Origin of the sequence: Gynuella sunshinyii YC6258 (assembly GCF_000940805.1) — a bacterium.
GTDB lineage: Bacteria > Pseudomonadota > Gammaproteobacteria > Pseudomonadales > Natronospirillaceae > Gynuella > Gynuella sunshinyii.
Window position 1 is genome coordinate 3,891,255 of the sequence record NZ_CP007142.1, and the last position, 15,160, is coordinate 3,906,414.

Sequence of the window (15,160 nt, forward strand, 5' to 3'; positions counted from 1 at the left end):
TCGTCTGGCTGATCGGCCAGCAGCAGTTGTCCGGTCAGCGCCGGATACTCCTGATGCGCCGACAGCAGGCCGCCATACAGCCCGGCCAAAGCCTGATCAGCGTCCTGGCCGTGGATCACGATTTGAATCAAGGTCGGGGCCTGGGTATCGAGTGCCTGTAACCGGGTCAGCAGCTGTTCTGCATACTGGTGATAGCGTGCAGCAAGGTCATCTGTATCGGCATGCAGGCATTCAATGTCAGCTTTGGGAAACTGTGCGCTGATGGCCTGCTGCAAAGCCTCTCCGGCACCACACAGCCAGATCAGATGACGATCCGGAATGGCCGCTGGCACCGTGGAGACCGGCGCTTCCGGCTGCCACTGCAATTGCATCTGCAGTTGTCCGCCGGCTGACAGCGGCATCCAGTATTCCGTGGTTTCAAATGGATACGTCGGAGCGCTCACCCGGCGCGGCCGGCGGTGCTGATAAAGCCGGTTCCAGTCGATGTCCGCACCGCTGACCCAAGCCTGCGCCAGCAGATCATGGCGGCGCTGTTGCAGCGCATCCTGAAGCTCATCTGATACGGTTTCCTGGCCGGCAGCCTGACCATGCCAGCACGAGGGAATATCCGTTTGCTGATCCACAAACCCTTGCAGAGTGCTGATCAACGCCTGCCGATCAGTGGCCACCACGGCCAGCCGGGCATCCATGGCGTTGCGTCCGGTTTGCAAGGTGAACGCCAGATCCGCTAATGACTGGTCATCGTGGTCGCGCAGATGATTCAGTAACCGCCGGGCATAAACCCGCAGCCGCTCATCGTCGCGGGCTGACAGTACCATCAATACTTCTTCTTGGTGATCATTGGTCGCTGCTGCCGGCTGATATTCCTCCAGAATCACATGGGCATTGACGCCACCAAAACCAAAGGAACTCACTCCGGCGCGGCGTGGCAGCGGCTGGCCATCAGCGGCGGTCAGCGCCTCCCAGTCACGATTTTCGCGGACGATGTAGAACGGACTGTCGGCCAGCTCGATATACGGATTGATGGTGTCGCAATGCAGGGTTTTGACCAGCGTCCGGTGTTTGAGCTGCAACACCACCTTGAGCACGCTGGCCATGCCAGCCGCCATTTCCAGATGGCCGATGTTGGATTTCACCGAACCGACGCCACAGTAATTGGCCGCAGGCATGGTGCTGCCAAACTGCTGATACAGATGTTTAAACGCTTTTTTGAGGCCGTTGATCTCAACCGGATCACCGAGTTCGGTGCCGGTGCCGTGGGCTTCGATATAACTGACCGTGGCCGGATCGATGCCGGCACGCTGATACACCGTCTGCAACAGCGCCGCCTGAGCATTGGGATTGGGTGCGGTCAGGGAATTGGCACGACCACCGTGGTTTTCACCGCTACCACGAATCACCGCATAAATATGGTCGCCATCGGCTTCGGCAGCCGCCAGCGGCTTGAGCACCAGCATGCCCACCCCTTCACCACGGACATAACCGTTGGCCTGATCGGAAAAGACCTTGCAACGGCCATCTTCACAGAGCATACCGGCCTTGTTGAAACTGATATAAGCCGCCGGATACACCAGGGAATTGACGCCACCGGCAATGGCCATGGAGCAGTCCCCCGATTCAATCGCCCGAATGGCCCGGTGAATGGCAACCAGTGAACTGGAACAGGCCGTCTCAATCGGCTCGCTCGGACCATGAAAATCGAGGAAGTAACTCATGCGGTTCGGGCCGACCGACGGCACCACACTGGTGGCCGAGTAACCTTCGATGCCCGTGCCGGATTCCGCCACCCGCTGCTCATAACCGGTTCCCCCGGTGCCAACAAAAATCGCGGTGTCAGAACCGGCCAGCGCAGCAGCGGCATAACCGGCGTCTTCCAGGGCCATCCAGCTGTAGGTCATCAGCAGTCGCTGCTGCGTATCCATGACTTCCGCCTCGCGCGGCGAAATACCGAAGAACAAAGGATCAAACTCGGCAATGCCGTCGATAAAACCGCCCCATTTGATATTGCATTTGTCAGCCTGTTGCGCCGGATCCCCGTACCAGGCCTGCCAGGACCAGCGGTCAGCGGGAATTTCCCGGATAGCATCGGTGCCGTTTTGCAGGTTGTGCCAGTAATCCTGCAGATTTCTGGCGGCCGGAAAGCGACCGCTGATGCCGATGATGGCAAATGCAGACGGTCCGTTTTCGGCGGCCGCCGGAATGGTCTCTATGGTCTGCTTTGCCGTTGCCCGACTGAGACCTGGTAATGGCTTTGTCGGGCGCATGCTTTCAAGAAAGCGGGTTGAGTCGGGAGTCGTCACGCTCATCACTGCCTGGGCAGTTTCCGTTACGACAGGCACCGGCGTTTCATCGCCTTCGCCAGCAGCAAAAGCCTGTGGATATTCCTGCAACAGATAATCCGTCAGAGCGTTGATGGTGGTGTATTCAAAAAACAGCGCCGGATTCAGGGCCAGCTGATACGTCTCATTCAACTGATTGGTAAACCGGGTCAGGGTGATTGAATCAAAGCCGAATTCACTGAAATCGTCATCGCCATCGATCATCTGCGAATCGATCTCCAGTAACCCGGAAATCGCGGATGACAGTATGTTTTTTACGGTATCAAAGGCTTGTTTCATAGTTGACTCGTCTCTTGGGTCGTTGGCAGCACGGGCGTGGTAACGGTGTTGGAGTGCTGCGAAACCGGGATATTGGTAAACGTCTGGTGAACGGATGACGGCGTGGCATGGGTGCGGGAAAACAACAGCGACTCAATCCGCCCGATATCGCCATGAAGAACTGCGGTCTGGCTGCCACCGCAGCGCAGACAGTCATGGAATACCCGCAGTCCGGTTGCGGCGGGCATGATTTTCATCCCGGTACGCAGCTCCATCAGTCGCTGATCTTCGGCGCTGATGCCCATGCCTTCGCTTTGCCATAAAGGCCAGTTGATGGAAATGGCGGTGCCATGGCGCAGCCCCTGTCTTTGCAGGTGGTTGCGATAGTCGGCCCAGGCATCCATAAAACCATTGGCGGCACCGTAGTCCGCCTGACCAACACTGCCAAAAGCGCCGGCCAGGGAGGAAAACAATGCGATAAATTCGAGTTCAAGGTCGCGACTGGCTTCGTCCAGATGAATCAGGCCGGTGACCTTCGGTGCCAGCACCGCCTCCAGTTCACGGCTGTCTTTGTGGCGCAGCAGGGCGTCCTGAATTACTCCGGCACAATGCAGGATGGCGGTCAGTCTGCCGTGATCCGCCACCACCGCACGGATCAGTTCACGGCTGTCTTCAGCACTGCTGAGGTCGGCACGGCGGTACTCAGCTCTGGCACCATGACCACGCAGCGTCTCAATCAAGCCATCAATGCGATGATCCGGCTGTGACCGGCCAACCAGAATGATGCTGCTGTGAGTCAGCGTGGCGGCAATATCGGCGGCCAGCAGCTGTCCCAATCCGCCGGCACCACCGGTGATCAGATACACCCCGCCTTCACGCCAGGCCAAGGTGTCTGCCGGCCCTTGCACTGGTAGCACCGGCATGGGTTGCCAGTCCTGCCAATACAGCACCTGATCACGCTCGCGCAAATCGGCATAGGGCCGTTCGGCTGCCTGTTGCAGATATTCGGGCAGCTGCGCCACAGAGGCATCATCGGTGCTGAGTGCCAGCAACTGGGTGCGCAGCTTGGGATATTCCTGGGCAGCGCTTTTCAGCAGTCCGGAAAGCCCCTGAAACAGGCTTTGATGGGGTTTTGACTGAATCACTACCAGCTGAATCAACTGATTAGCGGACGTCTCTTGAGTCCACTGCTGAATCAAGGCCAGCACATCGGCGCAGGCCTGCTGATAGGCCATAGCGATATTTTCGGTCGCTGCGGGCAGAGTCAGCCCCTGACAATCGACTTCCGGCAGCTGCCGGTTCAGTGCGGTGATCAGCCGGCTGACCGGAAACTCACCAAAACTGCACAGAATCACATGATGGCTGGATGCTCTGGCCACTGCTTCTTCATGCGCAGCGGACGCCACTTCAACCCACCTGGGTTGCAGTAACAACGTTTCAGCTTCGACCGCAGGCCGGGCCAGCACAGGCACCGGTGCCTGTGCCACAGGGCTTTCAATCGTGGCGGTGCTGTCGATGGTCGTCGTGCCGTCGAACCGCCGGCAGGTGAATTTACGAATCGCCACACAGACATTGCCGGCGTCATCGCACAGATCCATATCGAGGGTCAGATTGCCATCGCGTCCGCCATTCCCGTTGCCGGTGCCATGACGGCTTTGGCGTATCCACACCCACATGTCCGCCTGGCACGGCCGGATCAGCGCCAGACTGCCCAGAGCAAACGGCAGACCGGGGCCTGAACCATCGGCATCACTGTTTCTCAGGGCAAATCCAATGGACGCCTGGAACGCCGAGTCCAGCAATCCCGGATGCAGCACATAACCCGGCTCGGCAGTGAGCAGCTCCGCAGGCAATTGCAGCCGCGCCAGCACACCCTGCTGACCGGTATACAGCGCCTGAATACCGCGATGCGCCGGGCCATAGTTGAGGCCGGCAGAAGCAAATAACTGATAACAGCGCCCGGCATCGATCACGCCATCCCGACAGTGCTGTTGCAGAGCGGCAATATCGAGCGCAGACGGCAGTTCGGCCACATCCAGATCGATACGGCCCTGACAGTGAAGCTGTTCCCCATCGCTGCACACTTCAAAGCCCAGCTGTTCATGGCTCATCGCCGTCAGACGGATATGAATGTCATCGTTACCCGTGGCGAAAAACGGTGTCAGCCAGACCACGTTATGCAAGGTCAGCGAGCGTGGCTGATCGGGATTATCGAGTTCCAGCGCCCGGGCGGCGGCGGCCCTGGCCATTTCCAGATAGGCGGCACCGGGCAGCACTGCACGGCCGTGCACACGGTGATCATTGAGGAAGAACTCGCTGCCCCGGAAACGCGAACTGTAACGCTGTTGCAGCAGTGATGAAGTATTGCGATGCAACAATGGATGCAGTCTGGTTTCGGTCTGCTGTAACGGGGCTTCCGCACTTTCGCGCACGATCCAGTAACGTTCATGGGAAAACGGATATACCGGCAGTTCCAGGGTCCGCAGTCCGGGCTGGCCAAGCCAGTACTGCGACCAGTCGATTTCCAGGCCCTGTACCCAGAGCTCCAGCAGTTTGTGGAACTTGCCGCGCTGCATCCACTTGTCTACGGCTTCACGCAGTTCCTCATCCTCGGTAAACGCGCTGACCGTGGCCCGTCCCTGACGGACCTGGCCGCGATAGCAGTCTGCCAGGCTGCTTTCTCCGTTCAGCAGAGCCTGTAACTGGCCCAGCAACTGCTCGTAACTGCTGACCAGCAGCCCCAGACGCTGTTCCATGGCATCCCGCCCAACCTGTAAGGTGTAGGCCAGATGCGGTAGTTGAGTTTCGGGATGATCCTGCAGGTAATCGTGCAACTGACGGATGCGGGCCTGCAATTCAGCTTCGGTACGGGCCGACAGCAGTACTGCCAGCGGAGCGGTCGAAGCCGTTTCGGTATGGGTTTCGGGTGCCTGATATTCCTCGATGATCAAATGCGCATTGGCACCGCCGGCGCCAAACGATGACAGCCCGGCAATGCGCGGTATCTCCTCGCCTCTGGCGTTCTGAGGTCGCGGCCATGCAGTCAGTTGCCGCTGCACCACAAACGGCGTCCGGGCAAAATCGATGTTCGGATTCAGAGTCTCGGCATTCAGACTGGGCACCAGCTGTTGATGCCGCATTTGCAGCAGAATCTTGGTCAGACCGGCAATGCCGGCGGCGGCTTCGAGGTGACCGATGTTGGATTTGGCGGATCCCAGGGCGCAGAAGCCGTTGTCATCGGTATCGCCTCTGAAGGCCTGCACCAGACCGGTGATCTCGATGGGATCACCCAACTGAGTCCCGGTGCCATGGGCTTCGATGTAACTCAGTTCACTGGCCTTGAGGCCGGCTTTATGCAGTGCTGCGGCAATGAGCTCGCCCTGGGCATTGGGATTGGGCACGGTGTAACCATTGGTTTTGCCACCGTGGTTGATATGACTGGCGCGGATCAGACCATGGATCGGGTCACCATCGGCCTGCGCCGCCGTCAGCGGCTTCAGCACCACCACGCCGACGCCTTCACCGGGCACAAAGCCATCGCCATCGGCACCAAAGCTTTTGCACTGACCTTCACGGGACAGCATGTTGACCGCACAGAGACTGATGTAACTGGCCGGATGCAGATAGAGATTGACGCCACCGGCGATAGCAACCTCGCAGTCACCCCGGCGCAGATACTCACAGCCCTCATGAATGGCGGTCAGGGAGGAGGAGCACATGGTATCCACCGCCAGACTCGGACCACGCAGATTCATAAAGTATGAAAAACGATTGGCCACTGAACTGAACGAGGTACGGGGCAGCATCGCCTCACCCTGACGCCACAGCTCGGTGCCATACAGTTCATAGCCGGTCTTGGTAATGCCGGCGATGACGGCCACCTGCCCCTGGTGGCGGCTGGCAAAGCGCTGACGGCCATAACCGGCGTTTTCGCAGGCATGCCAGCAGCATTCCAGGAACAGTCGTTCCTGCGGGTCCATGATACGGGCTTCCAGCGGCGCAATGCCAAAAAACAGCGGATCGAAATCGGCGTAACCATCGATGAATCCGCCCCATTTGCAGTAACTTCTGCCCTGTTTCGCTGCCGTTTCCGGATCTTCGACGTAAAAATCAGCCATCGACCAACGCTCCGCCGGCACTTCAGCAATGCTGTTGCGACCGTGTTGCAGATTGTCCCAGAAGCCTTCCAGATCCGCCGCCTGAGGATAACGGCCACTGATACCGATGATGGCGATGGGCTCGGCGTAGCCGACCGGTTGCGGCCGCGAAACCGCCTGAACAGTGGCAGTACGGGGCGCGGAGACTGACATCTGAGGCGTCGCCGCAACAGCCGTTTCGCCAAGCCAGCGCCGGCAGGCCTCGCCATGACTGCGACAGAAATAATCAGCCAGCGCATTCAAGGTCTGATGTTCAAACACCAGGGTTTTGGACAAACCGCCGAAGATAGCTGCCAGCTGCTCGTTCAACTGCTTCACCAGCAATGAATCCAGACCATACTGCTCGAAGCTTTCGTAGGGATCGATATCGGTTTCCGCGATCTTGGTCAGGCGGCTGAACAAGCCGGTCAGGCGCTGGCGCACCCGGGGCAGTAACAAATCCTGAACATGGCCGGCAGTCACCGGCTGGCTGACGGTCCGGGTAGCTGCCGGCGACGACTGCATGCCGATCCAATGACGGATACGGGCAAACGGATAACCTGGCAGCGCCAGACGCCGGGGCCGGCGTGGCAGGCGCTGATACAGCACCGGCCAGTCGATATCGTGGCCCTGGCACCAACTGTCCCGCAAGGCTTCCAGTTGACCCTCGGTCAGCCAGTCAGCCAACTGAGAGGCAGATACCTCTGGCTGGCTGCTGCCCACCGCCGTGCGCCGGGAACGGGCATTGCCGAGCACATAGCGTTGTCCGGCCGCAGTGCCGGCAACGAACTGTTGCAGTACTTCCAACAGCTCAGCGCGACTGCTGACGACCATGGCCAGGCGCTCGTCCATGGCATCGCGGCCCAGTTGCAGGGTATAGGCGAGATCGATCAGGCGGGTGTCTTCATGACTACCGAGCCAGTCCTGCAACCGTTCGGCCCGTTCACGCAACTGTTCCGGAGTTCTGGCCGACAGCGGGATCAGCACTGCGGTGTCCGGATCTGCCGACGACAACGACAACGGCTGGTACTCTTCCAGTACTACGTGGGCGTTGACACCGCCAAACCCGAAGGAACTGACGCCAGCCCGGCGCGGCAGTGCCACACCATTGGCATCGTATACAGGTTCCCAGGGCCGGTTCTCGCGTACCAGATAAAACGGTGAATCGTGCAGGTCGATATGGGGGTTGATGTCGTCGCAGTGCAAGGTGCTGACCAGGGTCTGATGCTTCATTTGCAGCAGCACTTTGATGACGCCGGCCACCCCGGCGGCCAGTTCCAGGTGACCAATGTTGGTTTTCACCGAACCAACACCGCACTTTGAAATAAATTCTTGTTTTTCAATGGCTTGCAATGATTTTGAAGAATTAACTTTAGATTCAGCAGCTAACTTGTCTGAATTTATAGATTCTGTAGTTTTATTGATCAGTTGATCAGAAAGCGCTTTAAAAGCATCTTTTAATCCTTTGATTTCTATGGGGTCACCCAAAGGCGTTCCTGTTCCATGGGCTTCGATATAGCCGACCGTCCGGGGATCGATACCGGCCTGACGATAAGCCGCCAGCAACAGCGCCGTCTGGGCTTTGGGATTGGGTGCGGTCAGGGAATTGGCCCGACCGCCATGGTTCTCGGCACTGCCGCGAATGACGCCGTAGATGTGGTCACCATCGGCTTCGGCGGCGGCCAGCGGTTTGAGCACCAGGATGCCCACGCCTTCGCCACGGACATAGCCGTCAGCCTGACTGGAAAAGGTCTTGCAGCGGCCATCGTGACTGAGCATACCGGCCTTGGTGAAACTCATATGCAGTAACGGCGATACCAGGGTATTGATACCGCCGGCAATGGCCAGATCACAACCACCGGTAGCCAGGGTCAGCATGGCCCGGTGAATGGCCACCAGAGAGCTGGAACAGGCGGTTTCAATGGGTTCACTGGGGCCGTGCAGGTTGAGCATGAAACTCATACGGTTAGGACCGACCGATGGCACCACGCTGGTGGAGGAATTCCCCTCCACCGGGGTACCCGCGCTGGCCAGCACCTGCTCATAACCGGTGGCACCGGTGCCCATGAAAATGGCGGTCTGACTGCCGGAAAGGCTCTGGGCCGAATAACCGGCATCTTCAATGGCCTGCCAGACAAAGGTCATCAACAGCCGCTGCTGCGGGTCCATCAGCTCCGCTTCACGCGGCGAGATACCGAAGAACAGCGAATCGAACTCATCGATGCCTTCCATGAATCCGCCCCATCGGACATCCGGATAGTCCTGCCAGCGCCAGCGCCACGCGGGGATCTCACTGATGCAATGGCGGCCGTTTACCAGGTTCTGCCAGAAGCCATCAAGATCATCGGCACCGGGGAATCGGCCGCTCATGCCAATCACCGCAACAGCGGGCGCCTGTTGCGCCGCCGGTGCACTCACCACTGGCTGGACCCGTCCCGCAGCCTGACGGCGACTGGAACGCCGGGTCACCAGTGCCGCCGGTTCCGGAGTGATATCAGCGGCAACCGATGACACCACCGCACCCGGCTCTGGCTGACTGACCACCACATCGGCATGATGCTCCAGCAGATAGTCTGCCAGCTGCCGAACGGTGGGATATTCAAAGAACAGCGTCGGACTCAGACTCAGGCCATAGTGATCATTCAAGCGGTTGGTAAACCCGGTCAGGGTCAGGGAATCAAACCCAAAGGCACTGAGTTCTTCATCGATATCGATGTTCTCAAGGGCAATATCCAGCAGCGCGGAAATACATTCAGACAGTACCAATCGGACCTGTTGCAGCGCCTGCGCAGAGTCTCCCTCGGCACCAGTCCGCACCGGTGACGCTGGAACGACCACAGGCTCAGCAGCCGTGGTCGGCCCTTCACTGCCACCAATACGCGCTGCCAGGGTGGCTACCGGCTCGTTAACCCGCAGTGCCGGCAACAGCAGCCGTTGCATCGCTGCGACATCGCCCTGCACCACTAACGCCTGCGAGGCTCCCGCAGCCAGACACTGATACAACGCCTGTACCCCGGCCGGCGTCTGCAATGGCTCCATACCGGTATGCTGGCGGATCAGTCGCTCATTGCCGGCATCCACGCCCATGCCACCCTCACGCCATAGCGGCCAGTTGATCGACAGAGTCCGGCCATGTCGCTCACCTTTGGCAACCAGGCGGTTACGCTGCCCGGCGAACTGGTCCATAAACGCATTGGCAGCGGCATAATCGGCCTGCCCGGCATTGCCGGTGACGGCGGCAATGGATGAAAACAGCACCATGAAATCCAGTGACAGATCAGCACAGGCACGATCCAGCGCCAGTAAACCATTGATCTTGGGACCAAACACCGCATCGATTTCGGCCTCGGTCTTACTGCCGATAAGGCTGTCACGGTTCATGCCGGCGCTGTGCAGAATGCCGTCGAGGTGTCCTTTTTCAGCTACCAGCCGCTGTACCAGCGCGGTCACGGCACCAGCATCGGCCATATCCAAAGAATAATATTCAACCTTGGCACCGTGCTGGCGCAGGGTTTTGAGCTGCGCGGAACGATGGCTGTCCAGGACCGAACGACCGGTCAGAATCAGCTTCGGCTGGCGGCAGTTCAGGGCAATTTCCGTGGCGAAAATCATGCCCAGCCCACCCAGGCCGCCGGTAATCAGATAACAGCCCTGATCCTTCCAGGGCAACTCATGGCGACCTTGTTGCGGCAACGATTGCCAGATGGCTGCCTGTCGTTGCAGCTGGTCGTCATAACGCAGATGAGTGGCCCAGGTCAGCGCACGGCTGTCATGCAGAGAAGTGATCATCCCGGCGACGCTCAGCGGTTGCGGAAATTCCAGCAGCTGCATGACCAGCGCCGGGCATTCCCGCTGCGCTGATTTCAATAATCCTGATAGTGCCGCCAGACCATCGCTGTGGGCGTGATCGGTAAAAATCACCACCTGTACCAGCCAGGGCCGGGAACCGACCCGGGGCAGCAGTTGCTGAATCCGCTGGAACAATTGCAGATACAGCGCGCGGAACCTTGCTGCCGGGGCATCTGCGGTGCTGTCAAAACAACTGACCGCAAACGGCTGCGACTGCCACTGCGGATCGTTGCGCAGCGTCTCGGCAGGCTGACACAGCCAGACTTCATGGCCGGCATAGTCCGGTTCGGCATCGTCAGTGACCGGCAGATCCCGCCAGCCCGGCTGCAACAGCAGCGTGTTATCGAGACCTTCCCGCAGGTCAGGTCGAGGCGTTGCCGGCCGTGCCGCAGCGGTTTCGTGTTGCTCTGCTTCACTGCGCAGCAACCGCGAAGAAAAGCCTTTCAGCACAATGCGGACCTGACCGTCTTCACTACACAGGTCCACGTCCACCCGCACGACGGTGCTGGTAGCGGGTGCATCACCATTGGACAGCCGCACCCAGACCCACATCTCCGGCTCACAGGGACCGTAAATCTGCACCTCATCGACAGCAAATGGCAGCGCAGTGCCGGTTTCGCCCGCCAGTGACAAGGTCACAGCGGCCTGTAAAGCCGAATCCATCAGACTTGGATGCAGACAGTAATCACCGCCGCTATTGGCCACAGCGGCCGGCAGTCGCAGCCTGGCGAGCGCCTGGCCGGTACCGATGGCCAGGGTTTCAATGCCCTGATGACCGGGTCCGTAGTTGAGTCCGGCTTCGGCAAATGCCTGATAACACTGCGCACGATCGAGACGCTGTTGCTGACAGGCCTGTTGCAAAGCAGCCAGATCCAGGGCCGGTATGGCAGCAGGTTGTTGATACCGGGCGCTGCCCTGACTGTGAACTATCTCCTCCTGATCATCCACCCGGCTGTAAACATCGAAGGTCATACCATCTTCGACACTGCCGCTCAGGGCAATGTGCACAGTGGTCGGTTCTGAAACCGCCAGCGGCTGCATCCAGACAATATTACTGAGGCTGAGCCCCGGCACCGGCTGGTGTCGATGGTCGGTGTCATCATCGCTGTCGGTACTGCTCGCCAGGGTCAGCGCCATACGGGCCATTTCCAGATATGCGACCCCCGGCAGCACCCGCTGCCGGCCGACCTGATGATCCGCCAGAAAGAATTCTTCGCCGCTGAAACGGCAGCTGTAACGCTGTTCCGCCAGAGTCGAGGTATTGCGATGCAGCAGAGGATGGATCTGTGTTTCGTTGCCGGATCCGCTGGCGATGGCGATGGCGTTCATACCATTCTCAAGCGCCGGCCACAGCCGCTGTCTGGCAAATGGATAGACCGGCAGGCGGATAATCGCCGGCAGGGTTTTATGTCCGGCCCAGAGCAGCCCGACCCAGTCGACCGCCAGCCCTTTCACCCACAGCTCCAGCAGTTTGTGATACTTCCCGGACGCCACCCAGCGTTGCAGGGTTTCGCCGAACTCACTGTCGGAGGTGAACACGGCCAGAGCTTCGCGATGCTGTTTGACCCGGCCGACAAAACAATCCTGCTGACGCTCGCCAGCGATAAATCCCTGCAACTGCCGGATCAACTGATCAGGAGTGGCAGCCAGCAGCCCGAGGCGTTCATCCATGGCTTCCCGACCCACTTGCAGCGTATACGCCAGATCCGTCAGATCAAGCTGCGGTTGTTGATTCAGATGGGCCAGTAGCTGCCGCGCGGACTCTTCCAGCTGCGCCGGCGTTCTGGCCGACAGTACCACCAAAGCCGGTCCCTGATGGGCAGTCCGGGCACGCTGACGGGGTTGGTATTCTTCAACGATGACATGCGCATTGGCACCACCCGCACCGAATGAAGACACCGCTGCCAACCGGCGTCTGCCGTTGTCCGGCGATGGCCAGTCGGTCAGTTCCCGTTGTAAGGAGAACGGCGTCTGCGTCAGATTGAGATTGCTGTTGATGGTTTGTGCATGCAGCGTCGGCACCAGCTGATGATGCTGCAGCTGTAAAACGATCTTGCTGAGCCCGGCGATGCCGGCAGCAGCTTCCAGATGACCGATATTGGATTTGACTGATCCCAGCGCACAGTAGCCGCTGTCGTCGGTGTCCTGACGGAATGCCTGGGTCAGCCCGGATACTTCAATCGGATCCCCCAGCCGGGTGCCGGTACCATGGGCTTCGATATAACCGATATCGCGGGCATTCAGACCGGCGCGATCCAGGGTTGAGCGGATCAGTTCTGCCTGGGCAACCGGACTCGGTACGGTGTAGCCGTTGGTCTTGCCGCCATGATTGATCTGACTGGCGCGGATCAGCGCGTAGACCGGATCACCGTCCCGTTCCGCTGTCGCGAGTGGTTTCAGCAGCACGCTGCCCACCCCTTCACCCGGTACAAAACCGTCGCCACCTTCACCAAAGCTGCGGCAGCGGCCATCAGTGGCCAGCATCTGCGCCGCGCTCAGGGCGACATAGGCAGAAGGATGCAAATACAGATTCACGCCGCCGGCGATGGCCAGCTCACAATCGCCCCGGCGCAGGTGTTCACAGGCCTCATGAATGGCGGTCAGGGAGGATGAGCACATGGTGTCGATGGGCATGCTCGGGCCCTGGAGATTCATGAAATAGGACACCCGGTTGGCCAGCGAGCTGAACGAGGTGCGTGGCACCAGTTTATCGCCCTGCTGCCAGAGACCGGGACCAAGCAGTTCGTAACCGGTCTTGGTGATGCCGGCAAAGACTCCGACCCGGCGCTGATGCTGCTTCTCAAGCCGCTCGCGGGTATAGCCGGCGTCTTCGAACACGTGCCAGCAGCATTGCAGGAACAGCCGTTCCTGGGGATCCATGCTCAGTGCTTCACGCGGGGAAATATTGAAAAATGCCGGATCAAAATCGGCAAAGCCGTCGATAAAACCGCCCCATTTGCTGTAGCTCTTGCCCTGCTCCACCGCACGTTCAATGCCTTCAACAAAGAAATCCTGCAGCGCCCAGCGTTCCGCCGGGATTTCACTGATGCAGTCGCGGCCGGCACAGAGGTTCTGCCAGAACTGGTTCAGATCCCCGGCCTGGGGATAGCGGCCGGCCAGACCGATAATGGCAATCGGGGTGCTGACATCCACGTGAGCAGTGCGGGTTTCCACCACATTGCCCTGCTCATCGAGTCCGATGGACTGTCGCGCCTGGGCCAGCTCTGTCGCCGACAGCTCCGTACCCGGTAGCAACGGCGTCAGTACCGGCCATTGAAAGGCTTCCACATTCGATTCAGTGCTGCCAGCGCTCTGTTCCAGACCGCTCCACTGGGCGCAGATATCACTGAAATGATCGAGCAGATAGTCGTTGAGCTGTTCCAGGGTCTGGCATTCAAACAGCAGGGTCTTGGGCAGTTCGCCAAACCGCTGCTGCAATTGCTGATTGAGTTTGGTGATGGTGACGGAGTCGATACCGTAATTTTCCAGTTCCAGATCCGCTTCAATTTCGCCAATGTCAATCTTGAACACATCGCTGAACAGGCATTTCAGCTGATACAGGGTACGATCCCGCACCACATCCGCCGCCGGCAGCGCCTGTGCCGGGTGATCCGCCGCCGAACTGGCGCGGACCAGTGACAGGCCTTTGAGCTGGGCGCACAGCACGCCGTCTTCGGTGTACACATCGATATTGATCTGACAGACCAGCACGCCATTCTGTTTTTCCGTCAATCGCTGAACGGAGGCCCAGCCGCCCTGCGGGTAGGCACTTTGACCGAGCCAGACTTCATCGATCTGGAACGGCACAAAATCGTTTTTCTGCAAGTCCGGATAGGCACTGCCGATCACACCCAGTTGCAGCACCGCATGGATCAGCTGCAAGGCCGGTGATTCTGCCTGCAACGGTGAACCGTGGTGGCCGGCGGCATTCGGAAGCCTCGCCACCAGACCATTGGAGGTCAGATATACCTGCGGATACAGCGGATCGTTCAGAGTTTCCGACTGGCCATCCTGAATAAGCGACTCAATACGGCGGGTCTGCCGATGGGCGCGATCTTCCGCCCGGCTCAGATAACTGGCCTGGCCCTGGATCAACACCAGTGGTTGTGCACTGCCCTGTTGCTGCTGGGTTTCAAACCGTACCCGCTGGCTGTGCTCCGGATGCAGCCGAATCTGTAACTCAGCAGGGTCATCCTGATCATCCATGGGCGCTCCCCAGCAAACGTCCAGCAACTGGACATTGGTGCCCTCACCCATCAGCTGCATCCGGCATGCGGCGGCGTGAGCCATGGCCAGGGTCAACGCGGCGGAAGTCAGCACATCCTGCTGTCGTTCGCCGTTCAGATCCGCCAACCGCAAGGATGACTCAAATTTGAGTCCGGACAGATCCGAGGTATTGCGATGCAATAACGGATGCAGACGGGCATTCTGCTGCCCCTGCTTTGCCACAATGCCCTGTTGTTCCAGCTGGTGCAGCATTTCTGCGGCTTCGTGCTTGGATAGTTGATTACTCTTCACCTGTTTGACCAGGTACTGTAAAAAATCTGCCATATTTCACCTTTCAGACTGACTGAGGTT

2 protein-coding genes (1 of these 2 running past the window's edge) are annotated in these 15,160 nt (G+C 59.2%); both read right to left on the bottom strand.

Annotation, left to right across the window (positions count from 1 at the left end):
• A protein-coding gene (locus tag YC6258_RS29895; protein ID WP_052830350.1) for an SDR family NAD(P)-dependent oxidoreductase crosses the window boundary here: on the bottom strand, positions 1-2,618 show its 5' end (the start). Its footprint begins 22,972 nt before the window's first position; the window shows 2,618 of its 25,590 coding nt (coding positions 1-2,618); its start codon is at positions 2,616-2,618; its stop codon lies off the left edge, out of view.
• Complete coding sequence (locus YC6258_RS29900) at positions 2,615-15,133, bottom strand: SDR family NAD(P)-dependent oxidoreductase (RefSeq protein WP_052830351.1); 12,519 nt, start codon at positions 15,131-15,133, stop codon at positions 2,615-2,617. The genes YC6258_RS29895 and YC6258_RS29900 overlap by 4 nt, the downstream gene beginning before the upstream one ends.
• Positions 15,134-15,160: the final 27 nt, after the last annotated feature.

Coding starts and splice junctions, on each gene's coding strand:
- YC6258_RS29900 (WP_052830351.1), bottom strand. CDS start 15,133: ATGGCAGATTTTTTACAGTACCTGGTCAAACAGGTGAAGAGTAATCAA.